Consider the following 23,236-nt stretch of genomic DNA (forward strand, 5'->3'; position numbering starts at 1 on the left):
CGTAGGTGTGGGCTCCCCGAGAAGGGAGCCCGCACCTCGGCGATCCCGGGGCCCGCCCTTCGGCGACCCCGATCTCGGGCGCCTCAGGCCACCCCCACCGGCACCCCCATCACCTCGCGCGCGTGCCGGTTCGGGACCATGCCCAGCTGCCAGGCCTGCCAGCCCGACTCCAGCTGCACGCCCCGCTCCAGGACCAGCGCGTACGCCTCCGCGCAGTCCTCCACCTTGCCGTCCCGGGTCGCGTGCCGGTCCTGGATCAGCACGGCCAGCTCCTCCTGGGCCACCGCCGTGCCCACCACCACCCCGCCCGGCGAGGCGTACGGGAGCAGCGTGCAGCGCAGGAAGCGGGCCCAGTCGGCGCCCCGCCGGTCGCCGTACGACAGGAACAGCCGCTCCGCCTCCCCGCACAGCTCCAGGGCCTGCGCGGTCTTCCCGTTCCCCGCGTCCACGATCGCCAGCTCCAGGCACGTCCACGCCTCGCCGTGGGCCACCCCGATGCGGTGGAAGTCCGCCCGCGCGTCCACCAGGAGCTGCCGGGCGAAGCCGGAGTTGCGCAGATTGCCGGTCTGGGCCGCCCGCTGGTCGCGCGTGACCCGCCCCGAGTGGTGCCGGGCGCACGCGAGCCCGTACACGTCCCGCATCCGGGAGAACATCGTGCGCGCCCGCTCCAGCTCCCGTACCGCCTGGTCCAGGTCCCCGCGCTCCTCCAGGGCGTGCCCCAGGTAGTACAGCGTCCAGGCCTCGCCCCGGGCGTCCTCCTGCTCCCGGTGGCGGGCGAGCGCCCGGCGCAGCCCGTCGACCGCGGGCGCGATCTCGCCCTCGACGAGCCGGCCCCGGGCCAGCTGGGTCAGCGCCCACGCCTCGCCGCGCCCGTCCCGGGTCCGCCCGTACAGGTCAAGGGCCGTCCGCAGCTCGGTGTCGGCCCGCTCCACGTCGCCCATCCGCAGACAGACCTGGCCGAGCTGGAAGTGCGCCCAGGCCTCGCCGTGCAGGGACTCGTTCACCCGGTGCAGCTCCAGGGCCCCGCCCAGCAGCGCAAGCGCCTCCGCCAGGTTCGCCCGGTCCCGCTCGACCGCCGCGAGGGCGTGCATGGTCCAGCCCCGGTCGGCCGCGAGCGACGCCGGCTCCTGGAGCACCAGGGCCTCCCGCAGCTTCGCCGAGGCCTCCGCGAGGTTGCCCTGGTGGTGCAGGGTGATCCCGAGCGAGCAGAGCGCGAGCGCCGCCCCCGCGTCCTGGTGTGCCTCCTGGTAGAGCGAGACCACCGAGGTCAGCGTGGTGCGCGCCTTGTCCAGCTCGCCGAGCTGCCGGGCGGCGATACCGGTCCGCCACTGCACCGACCGGGACAGCAGCCCCTGCCCGACCGCGTCCGTGAGCTCGTTGATCTCGCCGAGCCGGTAGAGGTCGCCGCGCAGCAGGCAGTAGTCGCAGAGCGCGCCGAGCAGGTTCAGTACGGCCTGCTGGTCGACGCCCTCCGCGTGCCGCAGGGCCGCCGTGATGAAGCTCGACTCGTCGTCCAGCCAGCGCAGCGCCGCGTCCAGCGAGCCGAAGCCGTGCCCGTCGAAGCGGTCCGCGCGCGTCGACATCTTGCCGTCGACCATCCGGATCACCGCGTCCGCGAGCTCCGCGTAGTTCTGGATCAGCCGCTCCTGCGCCGCCGCGATCGCCGCCGCGTCCTCCTCGTCGGCCAGCCGGACCGCCGCGAACCCGCGCACCGCGTCGTGCAGCCGGTACCGCTCCCCGCGCACATGGTCCAGGAGCCCCGCCCGGGCCAGTTCCGCGAGCAGCCGCGCCCCCTCCTGCCCGCTCGCGCCGAGCAGCGCCCCGGCCGCGGCGGCCCCCAGCGAGGCCCGCCCGGCGAGCGCGAGCCGCCGCAACAGCCGCCGCCCGTCCTCGTCGAGATCGGTGAAGTACCGCACGGAAAGGGCCCGTTCGACGGGATCCCCGCTCCCGCGGCCGGCGAGCGACCGCGCGAGCTCGCCCATCGACCGCCGGCCCAGCGAGGAACCCGCGACCCGCAGCGCCAGCGGCAGCCCGCCGCACAGCTCCCGGACCTCCCCGAACGCCTCGGCGTCGTACGGCCCCGGATCCGGCGCCTGGGCCGCCTCCCGCAGCAGCTCCTCCGCGCCCGCCGCGTCCAGCGCCGCCACCGGCAGCGCGTGCACCGACGCCGGCACGTCCGCGCCCAGGTCCAGCGGCTCCCGGCAGGTCACCAGGACCAGACTGTCCGAGCGCTCCGGCAGCAGCACCCGGACCTGCTCCGCCTCCACCGCGTCGTCCAGGATCACCGTCACGGCGAGACCGGTCAGATGCTGGTGGTACAACTCGCCCAGCCTGCGCACCTGTTGCTCCGCGGACGACCGCTCGCGGAACAGCAGCTGCTCACGCGGCGCGCCGAGCCGGTTCAGCAGATGCAGCAGCGCCTCCCGGGTCGACAGCGGCTTCTCGCCGGGCGTCCCGCCCCGCAGGTCCACCACGCACGCCCCGCGGAACTGGTCCCGCAGCGCGTGCGCCGCCCGCACCGCGAGCGTCGTACGGCCCGCGCCCTGCTCCCCGTGGAGCATCACGACCGTCGGCCGCGTCCGGGTCGAGGCCCGGCCCGCCTGCACCCACTGCGTGATCTGTGCCAGCTCGGTCCGCCGCCCCGCGAACGGCCCGCCCGGGTCCGGCAGATGGCCGAAGGACTGCTCCAGGACGGTACGTCTACGGGCCGCCGCGCTGCGGTCGGAGCCCCGCAGCTGGGACACCACCTTCTGCGCGGGCTGCTGGGCCGTCGCCAGCAGCACCCGCTGCTGGTCGAGGAACGGCCGCACGCCCCGTACGTCGAGCGCCGTCAGCCACTGCAGCCGCAGCTGCTCGGGGCCGCCCGGCTGGCCGAGCGCGCCCGCCCTGCGGTGGGCGGCCGGCCAGTGCCCCGCGGTCACCTTCAGGACGGTCGCCGCCGCACCCGCCACCGCGACCGCGGCCCCGGCGCCCAGCGCCGTCCCGGTGGCGGTGCCGAGCGCCAGGTCCGCGCCGAAGGCGGCGACCGCCGCGACGGCCGTGACCAGCACGGGCGTTCCCACCGCGGCTCTGCTGAATCGATCCCCCAGGGACCGCTGCCCGGCCTCCGCCTCCTCCAGGGCCCGTAGATAGGCCGCGTACTCCTCGCCCGCACTCGCCGCCATGGTGTCCAGCGCGGCCCGGCCGCGTGCCAGCAGGGCCGTGGCGTCGGAGCGGCCCCCGGAGCGCCGCACCTCCTCCTCCACGGCGCGTGCCAACAGCCGCTCGGCGTCGGCCCGGTGGCTGTCCCGCATGTGCGTCCCCCTCCGAGAGCTTCCGCTTTCCGGCCCCAAGTGTCCTGCGTGACGCGCGTCGGCGCGAGGGAGCGGGCCGTCCCGCCTCCCGAACGCCTGGCCCTCGACACGGCGTCCGATGGCGTTCATCAGCCGAATACCGCGTCCGAGTGACGCCCCGGAACCAATCCGATTTCGGGCAGTTGATCAGCGTGCTTCGGCTAACGGAGCGTTCCAGGGCCCTCGAGCTCAAGAAGGAAGACTCGTGATCAAGAAGGTTCTCGCTACGGCGGCAGTTGCGGCTTCGGTCGTCGGTGTGACGGCGACCGCCGCGTCCGCGGCCGGCAACGACGGCGGCAGCGCCAACATCATCGGCAACACGTCGAAGCAGTCGATCGGCTCCAACTCCACCGGCGGCTACATGAGCCCGAACTTCGGTCTCGTCAACGGTGGCGTCCTGCACTGCTTCGACGTCCAGAAGCTCCAGGCGCAGGTCCCGATCGGCGTCATCGCCGTTCCGGTCGCCGTCCAGGACGTTCTGGGCAACCCGGTCTCGAACCAGACCTGCAACCAGAACGCGGTGCAGCAGAACGGCGACAACGCCCTCTCGCACATCCTGGGCGAGGTTCTCTCCCAGAACGGGAACGTCGGCGGCTGAGTCCGACCGCGCCGTTGAGGCGGCCCCGTTCCTCGCATTCGACCTGCGAGGAACGGGGCCGCTTCGCGTACCACCATCCCTGCCCCGTTCTGCCGCCGCCACCCGTGGCGTACGACCGGGGCCTCGCCGTGTGCGCGAGGATGGGGGCATGCCGAACAGACTGGCCCATGAGACGTCCCCCTATCTCCTCCAGCACGCCGACAACCCGGTCGACTGGTGGCCGTGGTCGGCCGAGGCCTTCGAGGAGGCCCGCCGCCGCGACGTCCCGGTGCTGCTCAGCGTCGGCTACAGCAGCTGTCACTGGTGCCACGTCATGGCCCACGAGTCCTTCGAGGACGAGACGACCGCCGCCCAGGTCAACGAGCACTTCGTCGCCGTCAAGGTCGACCGCGAGGAGCGGCCCGACGTCGACGCCGTGTACATGGAGGCCGTGCAGGCGGCGACCGGGCAGGGCGGCTGGCCGATGACCGTCTTCCTCACCCCGGACGCGGAGCCCTTCTACTTCGGTACGTACTTCCCGCCCGAGGCCCGGCACGGCATGCCCTCCTTCGGGGACGTCCTCGACGGGGTGGCCCGGGCCTGGACCGAGCGCCGTGACGAGGTCGGCGAGGTCGCCGGGAAGATCGTCAAGGACCTCTCCGCCCGCTCGCTCGCCTATGGCGGCGACGGCGTGCCCGGCGAGGAGGAGCTGGCCCAGGCGCTGCTCGGCCTGGTCCGCGAGTACGACAGCCGCAGCGGCGGCTTCGGCGGGGCGCCCAAGTTCCCGCCGTCGATGGCGCTGGAGTTCCTGCTCCGCCACCACGCCCGTACGGGAGCGGAGGGCGCGCTGCAGATGGCGTCCGACACCTGCGAGGCGATGGCCAGGGGCGGGATCTACGACCAGCTCGGCGGCGGCTTCGCCCGCTACGCCGTGGACCGCGAGTGGGTCGTCCCGCACTTCGAGAAGATGCTCTACGACAACGCCCTGCTGTGCCGTCTGTACGCGCACCTGTGGCGGGCCACCGGCAGCGATCTGGCGCGGCGGGTCGCGCTGGAGACGGCCGACTTCATGGTCCGCGAACTGCGCACCCCCGAGGGCGGTTTCGCCTCCGCGCTCGACGCCGACAGCGACGACGGCACCGGCAAGCACGTCGAGGGCGCGTTCTACGTCTGGACGCCTGCGCAGTTGGACGCCGTGCTCGGTGAGGAGGACGGCGCGTACGCGGCGCGGTACTTCGGGGTGACGGTCGAGGGCACCTTCGAGGAGGGCGCCTCCGTCCTCCAGCTCCCGCAGGACGCCGGGGTCGCCGACGCCGACCGGATCGCCTCGATCAAGGAGCGGCTGCTCGCCGCCCGCGACGCGCGCGAGCGCCCCGGCCGCGACGACAAGATCGTCGCCGCCTGGAACGGCCTCGCGATCGCCGCGCTCGCCGAGACCGGCGCCTTCTTCGACCGGCCCGACCTCGTCGAGCGCGCCACCGAGGCCGCCGACCTGCTGGTACGGCTCCACATGGGCGAGGGCGCGCGGCTCTCCCGTACCTCCAAGGACGGCAAGGCCGGGGCGAACGCGGGGGTCCTGGAGGACTACGCCGATGTCGCCGAGGGCTTCCTCGCGCTCGCCGGGGTGACCGGCGAGGGCGTCTGGCTGGAGTTCGCGGGCTTCCTCCTCGACATCGTGCTCGACCAGTTCGTCGCCGAGGGCGGCGCGCTCTACGACACCGCCCACGACGCCGAGACCCTGATCCGCCGCCCCCAGGACCCCACGGACAACGCGACCCCGTCCGGCTGGACGGCCGCCGCCGGCGCCCTTCTCTCGTACGCCGCGCACACCGGCTCCGAGGCGCACCGCACCGCGGCCGAGGGCGCCCTCGGCGTGGTCAAGGCGCTCGGTCCGCGCGCGCCCCGGTTCATCGGCTGGGGGCTCGCCACGGCGGAGGCCCTGCTCGACGGGCCGCGCGAGATCGCGGTGGTCGGCGGCCCCGGCGAAGACGGCCCGGCCCGGGCGCTGCACCGGACCGCACTGCTCGGCCCGGCGCCCGGCGCGGTCGTCGCCTTCGGCGCCCCGGACAGCGAGGAGTTCCCGCTGCTCAAGGACCGCCCGCTGGTGAACGGCGGCGCGGCCGCCTACGTCTGCCGCCACTTCACCTGCGACGCGCCGACGACCGACCCGGCCGACCTGGCCCGCTCGCTCTCCGGCTAGTCGCAGACGAGGGAGCTGCCTCCGGTCGGCCGGTAGTCGCCCAGGCCCTTGGGGATCGTGCTCGTGGACGTCGGGCGGGCCTCGGGCAGCGGCCGGTCGGAGCGCAGCGCCTCGAAGACCTCCGCCGCCTGCTCCTTGTCCCAGGAGATGGAGGACCCGACGCCCCCGATGGTGGGGTTGAAGCGGGTGATCGGTACGGTCGCGAACTCCAGGTCGGCCGGACCCAGGTTCCGCAGCCGGAAGGCGAGCCCGACCATCTCCGGTACGGAGAGGGAGCGTTCGGCCTCCGGCGCGGATCGCAGGGTGGAGGCGATCCGCCACAGCCGGACCGGGTCGTGGGGCAGGTCGCTCCGCAGCGTCCGCCACATGTTGAGGACGAACTTCTGCTGCTTCTTGATCCGCCCGAAGTCCATGTTCCCGTCGCGCCGCGACCGTACGTACTGCAGCGCCTCGCCGCCCCGGACCCGCTTCGTGCCCGGGGCGAGGTCGATCCCCGTGACCGGGTCCTTGAGCGGCTCCGCCGTGCAGATCGGCACGCCGTCCTCGACGCGGTCCACGCCGTCGATGAAGTGCCGGAAGTCGATCTCCAGATAGCGGTGGACGGGCGTGGCCGTCATCCGCTCGACGGCCTCGATCGTGAACGCGGGTCCGCCTTCCGTGTGAGCCGCGTTGATCTTCACCAGGTGCGGCGCGTGCACCTTGCCCGTCCGCTGGTCGACGTGTTCCTCGGGCAGGGAGGAGAGCGAGTCACGGGGCAGGCTGACCACGCTGACCCGGTCGTCGGCGGCGGAGACGTGCACCAGCATCATCACGTCGCTGCAGTCGCAGCCCCTGCCGCCGGCCTTGAACCGCTTCAACTCGTCGGCGGTGAGCCCCGCCCGGCTGTCCACCCCGACCACCAGGATGTTGAGCCCGTCGGGCGGGGACGGGAGGGCCGGGGCGGCGCCCGCGAGCGCCCCCGATCCGAGGACGACGAACACCGCCGAGGCGAGCGCGATCCGGCGGGTGCGGGAGGATCTGACTACGGTCATATGTGCTCACCACCGAGGTTCGGGAACAGGTGAACCCGCACCGTAAAGCGGTCTCCGTCGCACACAGGTTCGCGACGCGACATGGTTCGGTCGAATCACTCTCCTGCGGGCACTGTGTAATGATGCGGGAACCGCCGTGGAGGGGAGGGAAGATGGCAGCCGATCCCGGGAAATGGGAGCGGATGGCCTTCATTCCGAAGAGCCGTTATGTGGCGGACCCGCCACCTGTCGACAGGGGACCCTTCCCCGTCTATTCCTCGCTCGTGCAGCAGTGGGCGCTGGCCGGGCGCACCGTCCCCGGCATGCCGGACCGCGAGTGGGAGCGGCTGGTCGCGATGCCCGTCTGGCCGCGCTGACGCGTCCGATCGCTCCGACGCCCCAGGTGCGGTGGGCTCAATGGAGTGAATACCGCTCCGGTGGCGATAAGCCGGTTTCCTTTCCGGGGCATGGTCGTTGTGATGTGTGCGGTGGAGGTCGGGGGCTCCAATGCTCCGGCGATTCGCGAAATCCGCGAAATTCCGTCCGCCGCGGAAAGGACCTAAGAAAATGAAGTGCAAGAAGGCCGCGGTCGTCGTCGCCGGACTGTTCATGGCCCTGGGTGCGGCCGCCCCCGCGATGGCGGACGCCGACGCGTACGGTGCGGCCATCGGTTCGCCGGGTGTCCTCTCGGGCAACGTCGTCCAGGTTCCGGTCCACGTCCCGATCAACGTCTGCGGCAACTCCGTGAACGTGATCGGCATCCTGAACCCGACTGCCTTCAACACCTGCGTCAACGCCTGACGCACGCTCAGGGCCGGCCCCCGGAACGTCCTGCGACGTTCCGGGGGCCGGCCCTTCGTCATGCCCGCGCGGCCGGCGTCCGCTCCTCGCCCGTACGAGGACGGGCCACCGTGCCACGCGCCGTGGCACGCAGCCGCTGCCGTACCCCGCGCACAAGCCGCCCGGCCGTGTAGCCCGCACCGAACACGAACCGCATCGACGGCCCGTACGAAGGCGCCGTCAGCAGCCCCGCCAGGAACAGGCCCGGCCGCGACGACTCGAAGAGCGCCCCGACCTCCGGCGCACCGCCCGCGCCCACCGTGCGCAGAGAGCCCCGGAGCGCGGGGGAGAGCACCCCGGCCCGGTCGAGGCTCGGGGTGAACCCGGTCGCCGCGATGACGTGGTCGGTGGTCAGGACGGCCGGTCCCGCGGGCCCGGACACCTCGAGCCGCAGCCGCTCGTCGGCGGTCGGCTCCGCGGCGACGATGTGCGTGCCGAGGCGTACGTCGCCCACGGCCGCGAACCGTTCGCGCAGCCACCACGCGCCCGCCGGGCCGAGGGCCGAGTCGAAGATCCGCTCACGGGTGGGCGCGGGCAGCCGCCGGAAGAGCCCGGGGGTGTCCGCGTACAGGCGGTTGTGCCAGCCGCAGCCGAGGCCCGTGTGCGGGGCGCGCAGCGACTGCCAGAGGCCGCGGTCGAGGGCCGGCGGCAGGGTGTTCCAGTTCAGCCGGTCCGAGCGGGCCAGGATCCGGGCGTGGGCGCCCTGTTCGGTGAGGATCGCCGCCGTCTCCAGGGCCGCCTGACCGGCGCCGACGACGGTGACGTCCTGCCCCGCGAAGCCGTCGAGGTCGCCGTGGTGGCTGCTGTGGGTGACGTACGCGCGCGGCAGCCCGCGCAGGGGGCCGGGGATCTCCATGAACGGCAGGACGCCGACGGCGAGGGCCACCGTCCGCGTACGGAGCGACTCGCCGTCCTCCGTGACCACCTCGAAGCCGTCGGGGTGGGGGGCGACCGAGGCGATCAGGCGCTCGTCGAGCGCCGGGACCGTCTGGCGGGCGAACCAGTCGCCGTAGTCGGCGAAGAAGCCGACCGGGAGCGGGACGCCGTGTTCGGCGCGGACTCCTCGGGAGGACGCGTAGGCGTCGAGTCCGTACGCCCCGCGCGGGTCGGAGAGATGCGAGGCCCAGGGCTCGGACTTCAGGAACATGCCCGAGGGCATGGCGTGCCAGGACTCCATCGGGCGGCCGAAGGTCCGCAGGTTCAGGCCGTGGGCCGCCGCGTGGGCGGCAACCGAGAGCCCGTAGGGTCCGGCTCCCACAATCACCAGGTCGTACATGGTGCCTTCCGTTGTCATCGTCGGGTCATGCGGTCGGAGGCTGTACGGGCCGTCGGCGGCGACGGCACGGCCGCCACCCTCCGTGGGTGGCCCGGGGAGAGCAGGCGACGGAGCGTCACCAGGCCCTTGCGCAGGACGTGCAGGAGCCAGGTCCCGGCCATCGCCAGCGCGGGCGCGAGGTCGTCGGCGGCGAACCAGGCCGTCTCCGTCCGCCCGCGCGGCTCGTCCGTGCGCCGTCGCCCGGGCGAGGTGAGCACGGACAGCGCCGCGTAGTTCTCGACGACGAACCGGCGGCCGTACGAGGGCGAATGCGCCGGGACCGTACGGCCCGTCAGGTCCAGGTGCATCGCCCGGACGACGTCGAGCCCGTCCGGGTCGGCGAAGAGCCGGAACTGGGCGCCGGGCCTGGGGTTGAAGTCGAGCAGGTGGTACGCGCCGGTCGCCCGGTCGAGCCGGAAGTCCAGGTCGAACACGCCCCGGTAGCCGAGCGCGGCCAGCAGCTCGCCGGCCATCCGCTCGACCACCGGGTTCGCCGTCCAGCGGCCCACCGCCGTGAGCCCCGCCCCCTCCGGCCACGACCGCTCCTTGCGCCCGGCGGCCCCGGCGGCGACGCGCCCGGCGGAGTCGGCGTACCCGTGGAAGAACCAGTCCAGGTCGCGCCCCGGCGGCAGCAGGCCCTGGAGCAGCAGCCGGCTGCCGGCCTCGGGCGTACGGACGTACAGCGCCCGGACCTCGGAGAGCGACCGCACGATCGAGGTGGAGCGCAGGCCGCTGCCGGGCGGGAGCAGCCAGGGGCGGCTCCACTTGGCGACCACGGGCAGGCCGAGCGCCCAGGCCATGGCGGCCGCCTCGTCGGCGCTCTCCGGGAGTTCGGTCGGGGGGTGCGGCAGCGACAGGGCGCGGCAGGTCTCGGCGAGCTCGGCCTTGTCGGCGACCCGGGCGAGGCGGCCAGCCGACTGGTCGGGCAGGAGGTAGCGGTCCGTCAACTCCGCGCGGTGCTCCGCCAGGGCGAGGGCGCCGAGGTCGTCGAGGGGGACCAGGAGCGCGGGGGTCGCCAGGTCGGCGGAGAGCCGGAGCAGGAGGTCGGCCAGGGCGGCCGGGAGGGCGGACGGGGAGAGCGGCGCGGGGCGGGTGTGGACGGTCCGGACGTAGCGGGAGCGGGCGGCGGGGGTGGTGGGCGATTCCAGGACCGCGTGGACCGGGACTCCGGCTCTGCCCAGGGAGCGCGCCGCGCCGAGCGTGCCGTGATGAAAGGGGTTCGGGTCGAGTCGCACGAGGACTGCGGGGACGCGGGTGTCAAAACTCGGCACGGCTTTCCTTCGTCTCGGGTGCCCCAACTGGGCGATGAAATACACCAATGGACTACTGATCAGATCGGAGCGGAGTTCACGGTCGGCTTATTAGGAATACTTTCTGAGTATCGGACTGATGGACCATCAAATGGTGTAGTGCGCGAAGGAGCGGCCATGGCCAACAGGAAGCGGAAGACATCGAGTGTGTGGCTGGGGGTGTTCACCGCAGGTCTCCTCGCCTCAGGTTCCGTCGTGCTGTCCTCTCCGGCCCACGCCGCCGAATCCGTAACGACACGGGACCCCGAACCGACTCTCTCCACCGCCCTGGGCGCGTTCCTCGAATCGGGGCCGTTCGGCGTCAACCGGATCGGTCAGCTGGAGCGCTGGCTCGGCGGCCGGGAGCTCCGGGTCGGCCACACCTACCTCCCCGGCGACCTCTGGTCGAACATCGAGAGCCCTCCGGGCTTCCTGGACGCCTGGGCGAAGTGGCGGAACCAGCAGGCCGACCGGCTGTTCGTGCTGAACGTACCGATGCTGGAGCGGAACGAGGCCGGGGTCTCCGACTACGAGGTCCGCCGGCAGCTCCAGCTCGGCGCCGCGGGGTACTACGACCACCACTTCAAGAAGCTGGCCGAGCGGCTCGTCTCGCTGAAGGCCACCGACACCGTCATCGTCCTCGGCTGGGAGATGAACGGGACGACGTACACCCACCGGTGCGCGCCGGATCCCACGGCCTGGAAGAAGTACTGGACGCGGATCGTCACCGCGATGCGTTCCGTACCGGGCCAGAAGTTCCGCTTCGACTTCAATCCGAGCCGGGGCACGGACGCCATTCCGTGGACGCAGTGCTACCCCGGTGACGACGTGGTCGACATCATCGGGATGGACTCGTACGACCAGCCGTCGGGGTCGAGTTTCGACCAGCACGTGAGCGAGCCGTACGGGCTGCAGAAGCAGGTGGATTTCGCGGCCGAGCACGGCAAGGAGATCTCGTACCCGGAATGGGGTCTTTTCCGGAACGGCGACAATCCCGAGTACATGCGGCGGATGCTCGAATGGATGGACGAGCATCAGCCGCTCTACCACACGATCACGGACTACTGTCCGCACGGCGTCTGGCAGTGCGACGCCAACCCGCGCTCCTCGCAGGTCTTCCGCGACATGCTGTCGAGCGCGGAGTCGGAGGAGCCGGAGATTCCGGAGATTCCGGAGATCCCGGAGGAGCCGGAGCTTCCCGAGGTACCTGAGGTACCTGAGGAGCCGGGGCTTCCCGAGGTGCCTGGGGTTCCGGAGGTGCCCGGAGTACCCGAGGTCCCGACGGAGCCCGAGCTGCCGGGGATCCCGACGGAGCCCGAGGTCCCGACCAACCCCGTACCCAAGCCGGAACCGAAGCCGGAACCGAAGCCCGAGCCCAAGCCGGAACCCAAGCCCGAGCCGAAGCCGGAGCCCAAGCCCGAGCCGAAGCCGGAACCGAAGCCGGAACCGAAGCCGGAACCGAAGCCCGAGCCGAAGCCGGAACCCAAGCCGGAGCCCAAGCCCGAGCCGAAGCCGGAGCCCAAGCCTGAGCCGAAGCCCGAGCCCAAGCCGGAACCGAAGCCTGAGCCGAAGCCCGAGCCCAAGCCGCAGCCCGCGCCCGAGGAGACCTGCTGGGCCCTGAACCTCGGTTCGTGGGTCGAGAGCTGGACCGGTGGCAAGGTCTGCGTCCCGAAGGTCGAGATGAACTGGAAGGACGAGGTCGAGGCCGAGGTCAACGACGCCTGGGAGGACCTCCTGGACAGCGACGACTGGCCGTTCTGACGCCCACCCCCGACGGCGGCGGAGGAGATCATCCCCCGCCGCCGTCGGCCCGTCCCGGGAGCCGTGCTCGGAGCGGTCCCGGCAGCCGCCCGAGCGCCCGCCCGACCCAGGCCCGCTCCCGCGCCTGCCGGGCCGCCCAGCGCCTGCCGTCCGCCGCCCCCGCGCGCAGCCACAGCAGCGGAGCCGTACCGTTCCCCGCCAGCATCAGCCGCTGGTTGGGGACGGTCTCGGGCCGCCAGTGCTGCTTGTACGGTTCGGTGCCCCGCAGCATGCTCAGCGTCGCCCGCCCGCTCGCGCTGGTCTCCCGGGCGCCGTGCCGCAGCAGCATCGTCGCCACGTCGACCTTCCGCTCGCGCAGCACGGGATCCGCGCCGTACAGATAGCCGCCCGCGAGCCGCGGCGACATCAGGGTCAGGTCCGCCGCGACGACGTCCCCGCCGAGCCGGAACTCCGTCACCCGCGCGTCCCCGCGCTCGACCATGGGCCGCACGGCCCGCGCGAGATGCTGGGCGAACCGGTCACTGGTGTGCTCGACGGTCACGCCCCGGCCCTGCCACTGCAGCTGATGCAGCTTCAGGAGCCGGTCGAGGGCGTCCGGCACCTCGTCCCCCGGCACGATCCGCTCGTCGATCCCGAGCGCGTCCAGCTTCCGCAGCTTCGCCCGCACCCGCTGGGCCTTGCTCGACGGAATCCGCTCGAGGAGGGCGTCCATCGGCACGGCGGGCAGTTCCAGGCAGAGCGAGTCGGGCAGCCGCCGGCGCGGCCCCCGCCACCGGGCGAAGACCTGCTCCGCGGCCGCGCCCGGCCGGACCTCGCGCAGATCGATCACCGCCCCGCGCGCCGCCCGGGCCATCGCCCGTGCGAGCGCGGGGGCCGCCTCCGGGCACGCGTCGTCGAGCAGGACGTCCGTGAAGTCGGTGATCGCGCCGCCGAGCTGGGTGAGGACCGGGAGCGGACCCGGGGCGCGCATCAGGGGCGCCGCCGCGACCAGTTCGCCGTCCTCCCGCCGTACGAGCACCACGCGCAGCGCGCCCGGGGTGCCGTACGACACCCACCAGGAGTGCAGCCAGGAGTGCGACTGGAACGGGGTGGCCGTCGAACAGCGGGCGTACAGCGACGCCCAGCGTTCGGCGAGCCGGCCGAACTCCGCGCCGTCCGCGCAGACCTCGCCTCTCACGCCTCTCCCCGAAGCCCCGGCCCCCGTCACACCGTCTCCGGTTCCGGCTGCTCCTTGGCGACCGTCGGCCCGGGCACGGCGGCCGTGGTCTGCCGGGAGTGCCGGGCCTCCGCGCGTGCCGCGCGCTGCGGCCGTACGAGGAGCGCCAGGCCGCCCAGCAGACCGCCCGCGCAGCCGCCGACGAGCGCCGAGAGCGTGGCCGAGGGCGAGACGGGCGCCACCGGCTTGGTGGCGCGGGAGAACTGCACCACCTTCACGCCCGTGCTCCCCGAGACGTGCGTGCTGTTGAGGACCAGGGCGCGGGCCACGCCGTCCGCCATCGAGACGGCCTTGGCGGGGGTGGTGGACCGCGCGGTGATCGAGATCATCGGCGCGTCGGGGGAGGTCGCCGCCTGGACGCTCTCGCGCAGGGTCGCGGCCGGGACGCCCGCCCACACCTGCGCGTCGCCGGTCACCGCGATGTCGGTGGCGACCCGCCCGTACGCCTGGGCGAAGCCGAGCGCGGCGGCCGGGTCGGACTTCTCGCCGGGGACCACGATCACGTAGCTCGTGGCCGCGTACTGCGGGGTCTTCACGACCCCGTAGCCCCCGCCGAGGGCCGCGCCGATCAGGACGGACGCGGGCAGCACGAGGAGGCGGCGGGGGGTGCGCCGGGCGGCGGCGGTGAGCCGGGCGCGGCGGGGACTCGGGGGGCTCATCGGGGACTTGGGAGACATCGGTGGACTCACTTCGCGAGGGGAGGGGTGCCGTGGACGGCCTGTTCGTAGAGGGACAGCAACTGCTGTGCGCTGTGCGCGATGTCGTAGCGGCGCGCGGCGGCGGGCTGCGGCAGCCGGGCGAGCCGGGCGTCGCGGATGCCGCGCAGCGCGGAGACGAGTTCGGGTACGGACCGGCCGACGCGCCGGGCCCCCGGGGCCTCGTCGGGCGCCAGGTCGTCGATGGCCGGGCAGGCCACGTACAGCGCCGGAAGTCCGGCGGCGAGGGCTTCGACGACGGCGAGCCCGAAGGTCTCGTCGGGGGAGGTGGAGACGAAGACGTCCATCGCCGCGAGCAGCGACGGCAGGTCGGGCCCCGCGGAGTCCGCGGGCGGCGGGTCCTCGCAGGCGCCGGTCAGCAGCACCCGGTCGGCGGCCCCGGCCTCGCGGGCCGCGGCGAGCAGCCGCTCGCGCTCGGGGCCCTCCCCGACGAGCAGCAGCCGAGCCTCCGGAACCGCCGCCACCGCCTCCACGAGACGGTCGAAGCGCTTGCCGGGCGCGAGGCGGCCGACCCCGCCGACGACGAACGCGTCCTCCGGCAGGTCGAGCTGCTTCCGGGTCAGGCGGCGCGCGGTCTCGTCGAAGGCGAAGCGCGCCCGGTCGATGCCGTTGGGCACCACCTCGATCCGGGGGCCCGGCACGCCCCAGTCGGCCAGCCGGCGGGCGACGCTCGGCGAGACGGCGACCGTTGTCGTGCCCAGCCGCTCGCTCGCCAGGTACAGCGCGCGGGTGCCGGCGGAGAGCGGGCGGCCCTCGATCTGCGTGTCGCCGAGGGAGTGTTCGGTCGCCAGGACCGTACGGACCCCGCCGAGGCGGGCCGCGAGCCTGCCGTACACGCACGCCCGGTACAGGTGCGTGTGGACGAGGTCGTACCCGCCCCTGCGGACGATCCCCGCGAGCCGGGGCAGGGCCCCCAGGTCCCGGTTGCCGGCCATGCCGAGGTGTGTGACCGGGACCCCGTCGGACGCGAGGCCGCGGGCGACCGGTCCCGGGTTGGTGAGCGTGACGACCTCGCTGCGTACCGGCAGGTGACGCAGCATCAGCCGCAGCTGCTGCTCGGCGCCGCCGATCCCGAGGCCGGTGATGATGTGCAGGACCTTCATGACGTCTCCTGGAGGGCGGCGAGCCCGAGGTCGTCCGGGTGGCGGCGGCGCAGCGGGTGCAGCAGCCGCTTGACGGTCAGCCGCCAGGGGGTGTCGTCCTCGCCGATGTGGACACGGGGCAGCGCGTGCGCGCAGGTCAGCGGGCCGGGGTCGATGGCGCAGCCGTAGCGGTACCCGGCCTTCCGCACGGCCCGGACCGCGCGGGCGTCGACGTCCCCGTACGGGTAGCAGAACCCGTCCACCGGTGCGCCCGTGATCTCCTCCAGGAGCTCCCGGCTGCGCGCGGTCTCCCGGGCGAGGGTCGCCGCGTCCAGGGTGGGCAGCGAGACGTGCCGCAGGCCGTGCGAACCGATCTCCATGCCGGCCTCGGCGACCCGCAGGATGCCGTCCTCCGAGAGCAGCGGCTTGCGCGGGCCCTCGCCGTCCCAGGCGTTCTCGCCGCCGATCCGGCCGGGCAGGACGTACACGGTGGCGGTGAAGTCGTGGCGGCGCAGCAGCGGCAGCGCCGATTCGACGAAGTCGGCGTACCCGTCGTCGAAGGTGAGGCCCACGAGCCCCTTCGCGCGGCCCGCGGCGCGTGCGGCGAGCAGCTCGCGGACGGAGACCCCGCGCAGCCCCCGGTCGCGCAGCCAGTGCAGCTGCCGTGCGAACCGCACGGGGGAGACCGTCACCCGGTACGGGTCATCCGTGGTGTCGGCGATCGAGTGGTACATCACCACCCACGGGGGCGGCTTCGGCAGCAGTCGACGGATCGCGGCGGTGGGGGGCGCCGTGGCAGCGGGCATGGGCGAGCCTTCGGGATGCGGTGCGGGTGAGGGGTGGGATGTCGGGCGCACGGGCGGCGCAGGCGATGAAGAGCAGGAAGACGCCGACGCAGACCGCGCTCGCGACGGTGAGGGAGAGCAGCGCGGGGGTGATCAGGACCGAGCAGAGCCAGCCGGCGCCGGTGGCCCAGGCGGCGGCGGTCGCGAGCCGCAGCAGCCCCTCGCCGAGGTAGCGGATCCGGACCGGGATGGCCTGGCGGCGCGCGCCGCGCAGCATGAGGACGGCGGTCAGGGTGATCCCGAGGGCGTTGGCGGCGGCGATGCCGACGGCGCCCCACCACCCGGCGCCGACGACCCCGGCGACGGCGGTCAGGGCGAGCCCCGCGGCCATGGCGGCGGCCGGGTACCAGAGGGGGCGGGCGGCGGAGAAGTAGCAGCGGACCAGGGTGCCGACGGTGGTCTGGCCGAGCAGCCCGAGGGCGTAGACGCGCATCACGGCGGCGGTCGCGTCGGTGTCGCCGCGGTCGAAGGCGCCGCGCTGGAAGAGGACTTCGACGATCTGGGGGGCGGCCGCGATGACGATCGAGGTGCCGATCAGGACGACGACCGCGGCGAGCAGCAGGTCGCGCTCGACGCGGCGCCTTGCGCCGTCCGTGTCGCCCGCCGCCATGGCGCGCGCGACGACGGGAAAGGAGACCGTGCACAGCATCAGCGACAGGATCATCGGCATCTGCGCGACCTTCTGCGCGTAGTTCAGATGCGAGATGGAGCCCGAGGGGAGCGGCGAGGCGAGGAAGCGCTCGATGAGGATCTGCGACTGGCGGCAGACCGTGAACGCGATGACGGGGGCGATCAGCCCGAGGACCAGGAGACGGCCGTCGCCGCCGGACCGCTCGCCCTGCGGAACGCCCGGCCTGCCGCGCAACTCCCGGATCAGGTACGGAGCCTGGACCGCCACCATCAGCGCGCCGCCGACGGCGACCCCGGCCGCCGCCGCCCGTACCCCGAAGGGTTCGCGGAGCACCACGATCGTGCCGATGATGCCGATGTTGTACGCGACGTAGATGGCGGCCGGGGGCAGGAACGAGCCGTGGGCGCGCAGCGCGGCGGAGCAGTACCCGGCGAGCGCGAAGGTCAGCACGCAGGTCGCGGTGAGCCGGGTGCAGTCGACGGCGAGGCTCGGGTCGGGCAGGCCGGGCGCGAGCGCGGAGACGAGCAGCGGCGCGGCGAGGATCAGGACCCCGGCGAGCGCGGACATGGCGAGCACGAGCCGCGGCAGCGTGGCGCGTACGAGGGCGCGGACGGCGCCGCTCCTGCGGGTCAGGGCGCGGCTGAACGCGGGCACGAGGATGAGCGCCATCGCGTCCTCGATGAGCAGCGTCGACGCGAACTCGGGCACGGTCCAGGCGACCAGGAACGCGTCGGTCTCGGCCCCGGCGCCGAAGTAGTGCGCGAGGCTCTGGTCCCGTACGAGCCCCAGGAGGGCCCCGGCGGCCGTGAGCCCCGCGGTCACGGCGGCGGCCCGCCGCAGGAACCCGCCGCCCCCGGCGGCCTTCGGCGCACTGTGCCGGCCCCGGGCGGGTGCCTCCTTGGGCGCGGGGGTGGGGACGGGGGCGCGGCCACCCGGGCCGCCCCGCCCGGGGCCGTCGCCCCGCCGCGCGCGCGGTCGCCAGTCGTCGGGGTACGTCACGGCGGGCGGCAGGCCGGCCTCCGAGGGGGCGCCCGTCTCGGAGGCGTGGGCCGGAGCGGCGTAGGGGACGGGAGGGACATGCGCCGTCGTGCCCGCCCAGCGCCGGACGCCCGGGGCCCACGGGTCCGCCCACACGGGCGTCCCGGGCTCCCCGGGGGTCTCCGGAGGCGGCACCCGGTCCGTGGACTCGGTCTCACCGCCCCACGGGTCACGCACGTTTCACCTCCGCCAGCGACCACCAGGCCGCCAGGCCGAGCACGACCGACATCAGGACCGTCGAGGGGCCGCCGATGTCCGCGTAGAAGAAGTCGATGAGCTGCCACGACAGCAGCCCGATCGCGACCAGGCCCATCCGCCGCACCGCGCCCACGAGCAGCGCGAACCAGCTCCCCGCGAGCGCGAGAAGCCCGAGGAGGCCCTGCTCGCTCAGCACGAGGAGGTACATGTTGTGCGGGGAGAGCAGCGGCTGCTTGCGGAACGCCGCGCCCGCCCCGGCCGTGTCGCTGCCCGAGGACAGCGCGAGCGAGGCGTGCGAGTCGCGGTACGCGGGGAAGCCCTTCAGGCCCACCCCGGTCAGCGGATCCGACTCCCACATCCGGCCGGCCGCCGCCCACATCGTGTACCGGTCCGTCACCGACTGGTCCGGCGCGCCCGCCACCTGCGTGATGCTGGCGACCCGCTCCTTCACCATCGCCGAACCCACCCCGAGCCCGCCCACCAGGACCACCCCGAGCGCGCCCACGACGAGCGCCACCCGTCCGGCCCGCCGAAGCCCCGAGAGCACGAGCTGGATCGCGATCGCGAGCACCGTCGCGATCCACGCGCCCCGGCTGAAGGAGAGGACCAGGGGCAGGAAGAGCAGCCCGGCGCAGACCAGGGCGGCGGTCCGCGCCCGCCCCCGCCCGCTCCCCAGCGCGATCCCGGTGACGATGACGAGCCCGTACGAGACGACCGTCGCCATCCCCATCACGTCCGTCGGACCGAAGGTCCCGACCGCGCGGATGTCCTCGCCCTGGTACGAAGCGCCCGTCCCGGTCAGGTACTGGACGACCCCGACCGCGCCCTGCAGCAGCGCCAGACCGACCAGCGCCCAGGCGACCACCGCGAAGTCCTTGCGGTCGCGGATCATCAGCAGCACGGCCGCCGGCACGAGCACGAAGATCTGCACGTACCGCGCCACGCCCGGCAGACTCGCCGCCGGGTCGCCCGAGGTGATCGCCGCCAGGCAGATCCCGAGCACCGGCAGCCCGAGCACCACCGCCGCCGCGCGGCTGAGCGGGCGCGCCCCGGAACGCATCACGCGCACCAGGCAGATGAGCACGAGCAGTCCCGACGCCGCGTCCGCGATCGTCCCCGTCCCGCCCGTACCGCCCTCCGCGCCGCCCCCGCCGGGGACGAGCAGCAGCGCGATCACCGCGAGGACCGGGGAGAGCGCGCCGGCCCGGCGCGCCCACTCCCGTACGTCGGTCCCGGCCGCTCCCGGCAGAACCCCGGCCGTCGCGGCCACCGCCGTCGTCATCATCAGCTCCCCGTCGGCCGGACCAGGCCCGCCGCGGTACGCAGCAGAATCCGGACGTCCTGCCAGAGCGACCAGTGGTCGATGTAGTGGTTGTCGAAACGGCAGCGGTCCTCGATGGACGTGTCGCCGCGCAGCCCGTGCACCTGCGCCAGACCCGTCAGCCCGACGGGCATCCGGTGCCGGTCCGCGTATCCGGCGTGGATCCGGCTGAACTGGGCCACGAAGTACGGCCGTTCGGGCCGCGGCCCGACCAGGCTCATGTCGCCGCGCAGCACGTTCCACAGCTGCGGCAGCTCGTCGAGCGACGACTTCCGCAGGAAGCCGCCGACCGCGCTCATCCGCCCGTCGTTGGCGACGCTCCACCGCGTCGCCGACTCGGTCTCGTCGGCCGGGCGCAGCGTACGGAACTTCAGCAGCGTGAACAGCCGCCCGTTCTGCCCCACCCGCTCCTGCCGGAAGAGCACCCCCGGCCCGTCGGCGAGCCGGACCGCGAGCGCGCACAGCAGCAGCACCGGCAGGGCCAGCGCGAGCGCAGGACCGGCCAGGACCACGTCGAGCGCGCGCTTCGCGGTCAGCCCCGGCCGCTCGCCCAGCGGCACCACGCGGCGGCAGGCGTACCCCCACAGGTGGTCGCCCATCGCCCCGTCGCGGCCCTCGCCGCCCACCCGCCAGGTCGTGCAGCCGTAGTGCTGGAACAGCGTCACCAGGCTCGTGTCGTCGGTCAGGAAGACCGCGTCGCGCACCGTGTTCTGGATGACCGCCCGGTGGATCTCCTCGGTCGAGGAGAGGACCGGAAGCCCCGGCTCCCCGTCCGCGCGCGCACCGACGATCCCGACCGGACGGATGCCGTACTCCGGGTGCTGCGCGAGCGCCGCCGCGAACCCGCGGGCGGCCGCCGGCGCGCCGACGACCAGCGCCGAGCGCGGATGCGCCCGGGCCGTACGCCGCCGGACGGCGTGCACCGCGGCACGCGCCCCGCAGACGGCGACCAGCTGCGTCGCGTACGCCGTGCAGAGCGCGCCGGGGCCGATGGCACGGTCGGGGGCGACCGCGGCGAGCGCCGCCGCCGTCACGCACCAGGCGACCCCGGCCCGCGCGGCGAGCGCGGGCAGTTCGTCCAGTACGGCGGCCCGGGCACCGCCCGGCCGGTGCAGCCCCGCCCGCGCGTCCAGGACCAGCACGCACACGGCGACCAGCAGGAACAGCGGGAGCCCGCGCTGCGGTTCGGGCAGCAGCCCGACGGCGAGCAGCACGGCAAGACCGTCCGCCGCGATCAGCGGTACGGCGGCGAACCGCAGCGGCGCGGGGCGGCGCGGCGGCAGCGCGAGCCGGTCGGAACCGGCGCGCTGCGGCGCGAGGGAGGCGAGCCCGGGGAGCTTGCCCCGGCTCGCCGAGGGCCACGGGCCCGATGAAGGAGGAACGCTGGTGCTTTCCGTAGTCACGGCGAAATCGGCTCTCTGTGCTCGGTGCACCGCACTCCGGCCAGCTCGCGGTACACGTCCGCGACGGCCGCGCCGGTGCGCCGCACATCGAATCTGCTGAGTACGTGCTCATGGGCCTCGCGGCCCAGGGTCCGCCGCTGCTCCGGCCGGCCGAGCAGGCGGCCGACGGCAGTGGCGAGGGCGGCCGGGTCCTCGGGCGGGACCAGGCACAGCGGTTCGTGGCCGGGCGGGAGGCTCTCCCTGGCCCCGTCGACATCGCTGACCACGACGGGCCGGCCGCTCGCCATCGCCTCCAGGGGCGCGAGCGCCATGCCCTCCCAACGGGACGGCAGCACGACGAGATCGGCCGCCCGGTACCAGGGCGCGGTGTCGTCGACATTGCCGGTGAAACGCACGGACGGCGGAGCGGCGGCCCGCAGCCGCTCCCCGTCGGGCCCGTCGCCGACCAGCACGAGCCGGGCGGTGGGCACCTGTTCGAGGACGGCGGGCCAGGCGGCGAGCAGGACGTCCTGCCCCTTCTGCCGGCACAGCCGCCCCACACAGACGACGGTGGGTCCGGTGTCCGTCCCCGTCTCCGCGGGACCGTCCGGGGCGAACCGCGCCACGTCGACCCCGTTGTGGACGACCGACCACGGAGCCCGGACACCGGCCGTCTCGCCGGTACGGCGCTCCGCCTCGCTGACGCAGACGATCCGGTGCGTCCAGCGCGCCGCCCACACCTCCCAGCGGCGGGCGAGCGCGCCGACCGTGCCGTCGACCGCCTCGAAGGACCAGGCGTGCGGCTGATACACCGTCGGAACCCGCCCGCGCAGGGCGAGTCGGGCGCACAGGCCGGCCTTGGCGCTGTGCGCGTGGACCAGCCCGGGACGGACCGTACGGATCACCGCGGCGAGGTCGCGGGTCTCCCGGACCAGACCGGGACCCGGGTCGCGCCCGGCCCGCCAGTCGAACACCCCGGCGCCCTCGGCCCGTACGGCCTCGGCGAGCGCCGTGCCCGGCGGGCAGGCGACGGCGACCCGAAGGCCCGCGCCGAGCTGGGCGCGGACCAGGTCGACGACGACCCGCGCGACCCCGCCGTCACCCGGCTGGACCGCGTGCAGAACGGAGAAGGGCAGCACGTCAGCGCCGGACGTCCGCCTGGAGGAAGAGCGCGCCGAGCCAGACGGTGTCCTTGCGGGCGCCGAAGCGGACGTGGAATCGGTCGGCTCCATGGCGCAGCGCTCCCCCCAGATCGAAGACGTCGGAGTCGTACCCCAGGGTGTTCTGATGAGCCGGAAGTCGTTCGATCCGACCGGTGCCGAAATCGGTGATGCTGGAGTTCATCACGTCGTCGGCGGAATTGGCGGAATCCGCGAGCAGGACACTCTTCGACCGGCTCGTTTCCACCGCGAGGTAATCCCCGGAAGTGCCCCTGTCACCGTCATAGGCGACCACCCCGAGTTGTCCCGAAGCACCCTTCGGAACTGCCGTTTCCGCAAGTCCGACGCGCAGTGCGCCGGTCTTCGGACCGATCGTTTCGAAACCGTCCCAGAGAGCCAGTCGGCGCAGCGGTTCGGCCGCGTTCTCGTACGCGACGACCAGCGTCCAGCCACCCCAGCCGCCGACCGCCGAGCGACCCATGGCCACGTTCACCTGGGCCACCGTCCACATCCCGGCCTCGGCCGAGCGGACGAGTTCGGTGACGTCGGCGGAGGCCTGGAAGGCGTCGGCGCCGTCCGCCGTGCGGTGGCCGATCGTGGAGTCGGCGAGGACCGCCTTGTACTGGCCCCCCGGCTCGGCGATCAGGACCCGGCCGTTGTCCTTGTGCGGCTTCTGCTCGCCGACCTTCAGGTTCCCGCCCCAGTAGAGCCGGGCGTAGCTGACCCGGGAGCCCTCCGGCACCCGGAGTTCGGCGCGACTGGAGTTGTACGTGTTGGGGTCGCTGTCCACGTCGACGTACCCGATGGCGAAGGCGTCGTTGCGCGTGGCCGTGCTCGTGGCGTCCTTGGCGGCCGTCGCCGAGGTGTTGGCGGCGCGGACGATCCCCCCGTGCTGGACCGCCTGGTAGCGCTGGGCGAACGGGACGCGGGGGGCTTCCTTGGGCTGGGGCGCGGCGACGGCCGGCAGCGCGGCGGACAGGGCCGCACACGACAGGGCGCACAACAGGCCGCGGCGCACAGCATGAACCGCTGAATTCCGCATAGAGGTTCTCCGCTTAGATGAGAGAAGCAAGGGAACACCCGTGAAGACCGGGGGAGAGGGAGATGCCGACCGTGCGAAAAGGGTGTCCGCGCGGCTGGACCGGAAGCAACGTTCGGGAACGTTATAACCCCGACGCCGGGCGATAGTAAGCATTAGATGCTCACCAACGCTAACTCCCGTACCTGTTCGGCAGTTTCCTCGTTGAGCGTGTTGCGCCATTTCTCGGCCACACGCTCGAATGACCCTCCGATGGCCCAAAGATCGGTTGAACGTCACCCGTT

Annotated in this window: 17 protein-coding genes and 1 pseudogene; 5 read left to right on the forward strand and 13 right to left on the reverse strand. The window is 73.8% G+C overall.

Annotated elements, in window-relative coordinates; translation table 11 throughout:
* Positions 1-83: 83 nt before the first annotated feature.
* Positions 84-3,293: a tetratricopeptide repeat protein gene (locus ACWCO8_RS15490; protein WP_451032614.1), complete on the reverse strand. Its 3,210-nt coding sequence runs from the start codon at positions 3,291-3,293 to the stop codon at positions 84-86.
* Between the two features lie 244 nt (positions 3,294-3,537).
* Here ACWCO8_RS15490 and ACWCO8_RS15495 point away from each other — a divergent pair, with 244 nt between their 5' ends.
* Both ACWCO8_RS15495 and ACWCO8_RS15500 read left to right on the forward strand, forming a co-directional pair.
* Positions 3,538-3,930, forward strand: coding sequence for a rodlin (locus ACWCO8_RS15495; RefSeq protein ID WP_361668022.1), 393 nt, complete (start codon positions 3,538-3,540; stop codon positions 3,928-3,930).
* A gap of 148 nt (positions 3,931-4,078) precedes the next feature.
* The gene (locus ACWCO8_RS15500; RefSeq protein WP_451032615.1) at positions 4,079-6,109 is read left to right on the forward strand and encodes a thioredoxin domain-containing protein; all 2,031 of its coding nucleotides are present in this window, start codon (positions 4,079-4,081) and stop codon (positions 6,107-6,109) included.
* Here ACWCO8_RS15500 and ACWCO8_RS15505 read toward each other — a convergent pair.
* The gene (locus ACWCO8_RS15505) at positions 6,106-7,140 is read right to left on the reverse strand and encodes an LCP family protein (RefSeq protein WP_451032616.1); all 1,035 of its coding nucleotides are present in this window, start codon (positions 7,138-7,140) and stop codon (positions 6,106-6,108) included. The genes ACWCO8_RS15500 and ACWCO8_RS15505 overlap by 4 nt on opposite strands.
* A 182-nt stretch (positions 7,141-7,322) precedes the next feature.
* Between ACWCO8_RS15505 and ACWCO8_RS15510 the strand changes: the two genes are divergently transcribed.
* Together ACWCO8_RS15510 and ACWCO8_RS15515 are read left to right on the forward strand one after the other, a co-directional pair.
* Positions 7,323-7,496 carry a hypothetical protein gene (locus tag ACWCO8_RS15510; RefSeq protein ID WP_451032617.1) on the forward strand — a complete coding sequence of 58 codons (174 nt, stop codon included), beginning with the start codon at positions 7,323-7,325 and terminating at the stop codon, positions 7,494-7,496.
* Positions 7,497-7,686: 190 nt separating this feature from the next.
* A complete protein-coding gene (locus ACWCO8_RS15515; protein ID WP_451032618.1) occupies positions 7,687-7,920 on the forward strand; it encodes a chaplin in 234 nt (77 codons plus the stop codon).
* 58 nt (positions 7,921-7,978) lie between these two features.
* Here ACWCO8_RS15515 and ACWCO8_RS15520 read toward each other — a convergent pair whose 3' ends face one another.
* On the reverse strand, positions 7,979-9,235 hold the full coding sequence (locus ACWCO8_RS15520; protein ID WP_451032853.1) for an FAD-dependent oxidoreductase: 1,257 nt from the start codon (positions 9,233-9,235) through the stop codon (positions 7,979-7,981).
* A gap of 14 nt (positions 9,236-9,249) precedes the next feature.
* Positions 9,250-10,545 carry an ATP-grasp domain-containing protein gene (locus ACWCO8_RS15525; RefSeq protein WP_451032619.1) on the reverse strand — a complete coding sequence of 432 codons (1,296 nt, stop codon included), beginning with the start codon at positions 10,543-10,545 and terminating at the stop codon, positions 9,250-9,252.
* A 156-nt stretch (positions 10,546-10,701) separates the two neighbouring features.
* Between ACWCO8_RS15525 and ACWCO8_RS15530 the strand changes: the two are divergent.
* Positions 10,702-11,695: pseudogene (locus ACWCO8_RS15530) on the forward strand (glycoside hydrolase family 26 protein); the annotation flags it as partial.
* A 657-nt stretch (positions 11,696-12,352) separates the two neighbouring features.
* Here the strand turns inward: ACWCO8_RS15530 and ACWCO8_RS15535 are convergent.
* From ACWCO8_RS15535 to ACWCO8_RS15575, 9 genes are read right to left on the reverse strand one after another with little or no spacing between them, the layout of a single operon-like run.
* Positions 12,353-13,501: a GNAT family N-acetyltransferase gene (locus ACWCO8_RS15535; protein ID WP_451032620.1), complete on the reverse strand. Its 1,149-nt coding sequence runs from the start codon at positions 13,499-13,501 to the stop codon at positions 12,353-12,355.
* 26 nt (positions 13,502-13,527) lie between these two features.
* Positions 13,528-14,199, reverse strand: a complete 672-nt coding sequence (locus ACWCO8_RS15540; RefSeq protein WP_451032621.1) for a lipopolysaccharide biosynthesis protein — start codon at positions 14,197-14,199, stop codon at positions 13,528-13,530.
* A 26-nt stretch (positions 14,200-14,225) separates the two neighbouring features.
* Positions 14,226-15,359: a glycosyltransferase gene (locus ACWCO8_RS15545; protein WP_451032622.1), complete on the reverse strand. Its 1,134-nt coding sequence runs from the start codon at positions 15,357-15,359 to the stop codon at positions 14,226-14,228.
* Positions 15,356-16,144: a polysaccharide deacetylase family protein gene (locus tag ACWCO8_RS15550; protein WP_362014724.1), complete on the reverse strand. Its 789-nt coding sequence runs from the start codon at positions 16,142-16,144 to the stop codon at positions 15,356-15,358. The genes ACWCO8_RS15545 and ACWCO8_RS15550 overlap by 4 nt, the downstream gene beginning before the upstream one ends.
* The gene (locus tag ACWCO8_RS15555; RefSeq protein ID WP_451032623.1) at positions 16,041-18,029 is read right to left on the reverse strand and encodes a lipid II flippase MurJ; all 1,989 of its coding nucleotides are present in this window, start codon (positions 18,027-18,029) and stop codon (positions 16,041-16,043) included. Before ACWCO8_RS15555 ends, ACWCO8_RS15550 begins: the two co-directional genes overlap by 104 nt.
* On the reverse strand, positions 18,022-19,332 hold the full coding sequence (locus ACWCO8_RS15560; protein ID WP_451032624.1) for an O-antigen ligase family protein: 1,311 nt from the start codon (positions 19,330-19,332) through the stop codon (positions 18,022-18,024). The genes ACWCO8_RS15555 and ACWCO8_RS15560 overlap by 8 nt, the downstream gene beginning before the upstream one ends.
* 2 nt (positions 19,333-19,334) lie before the next feature.
* Positions 19,335-20,774 (reverse strand): sugar transferase, encoded by a 1,440-nt coding sequence (locus tag ACWCO8_RS15565; RefSeq protein ID WP_451032625.1) that lies wholly within the window; start codon positions 20,772-20,774, stop codon positions 19,335-19,337.
* Positions 20,771-21,985 (reverse strand): glycosyltransferase, encoded by a 1,215-nt coding sequence (locus tag ACWCO8_RS15570; RefSeq protein WP_451032626.1) that lies wholly within the window; start codon positions 21,983-21,985, stop codon positions 20,771-20,773. Before ACWCO8_RS15570 ends, ACWCO8_RS15565 begins: the two co-directional genes overlap by 4 nt.
* Positions 21,894-22,955: a DUF3344 domain-containing protein gene (locus ACWCO8_RS15575; RefSeq protein ID WP_451032627.1), complete on the reverse strand. Its 1,062-nt coding sequence runs from the start codon at positions 22,953-22,955 to the stop codon at positions 21,894-21,896. The genes ACWCO8_RS15570 and ACWCO8_RS15575 overlap by 92 nt, the downstream gene beginning before the upstream one ends.
* Positions 22,956-23,236 lie beyond the last annotated feature (281 nt).

It is taken from the genome of Streptomyces sp. NPDC001927 (assembly GCF_053594455.1).

Bases quoted from the DNA above. Each gene is read 5' to 3' on its own strand.
- ACWCO8_RS15490 (WP_451032614.1), bottom strand. From the start codon at position 3,293: ATGCGGGACAGCCACCGGGCCGACGCCGAGCGGCTGTTGGCACGCGCC.
- ACWCO8_RS15500 (WP_451032615.1), top strand. From the start codon at position 4,079: ATGCCGAACAGACTGGCCCATGAGACGTCCCCCTATCTCCTCCAGCAC.
- ACWCO8_RS15505 (WP_451032616.1), bottom strand. From the start codon at position 7,140: ATGACCGTAGTCAGATCCTCCCGCACCCGCCGGATCGCGCTCGCCTCG.
- ACWCO8_RS15510 (WP_451032617.1), top strand. From the start codon at position 7,323: ATGGCCTTCATTCCGAAGAGCCGTTATGTGGCGGACCCGCCACCTGTC.
- ACWCO8_RS15515 (WP_451032618.1), top strand. From the start codon at position 7,687: ATGAAGTGCAAGAAGGCCGCGGTCGTCGTCGCCGGACTGTTCATGGCC.
- ACWCO8_RS15520 (WP_451032853.1), bottom strand. From the start codon at position 9,235: ATGTACGACCTGGTGATTGTGGGAGCCGGACCCTACGGGCTCTCGGTT.
- ACWCO8_RS15540 (WP_451032621.1), bottom strand. From the start codon at position 14,199: ATGAGCCCCCCGAGTCCCCGCCGCGCCCGGCTCACCGCCGCCGCCCGG.
- ACWCO8_RS15545 (WP_451032622.1), bottom strand. From the start codon at position 15,359: ATGAAGGTCCTGCACATCATCACCGGCCTCGGGATCGGCGGCGCCGAG.
- ACWCO8_RS15550 (WP_362014724.1), bottom strand. From the start codon at position 16,144: ATGCCCGCTGCCACGGCGCCCCCCACCGCCGCGATCCGTCGACTGCTG.
- ACWCO8_RS15560 (WP_451032624.1), bottom strand. From the start codon at position 19,332: ATGACGACGGCGGTGGCCGCGACGGCCGGGGTTCTGCCGGGAGCGGCC.
- ACWCO8_RS15570 (WP_451032626.1), bottom strand. From the start codon at position 21,985: ATGGAGCCGACCGATTCCACGTCCGCTTCGGCGCCCGCAAGGACACCG.
- ACWCO8_RS15575 (WP_451032627.1), bottom strand. From the start codon at position 22,955: ATGCGGAATTCAGCGGTTCATGCTGTGCGCCGCGGCCTGTTGTGCGCC.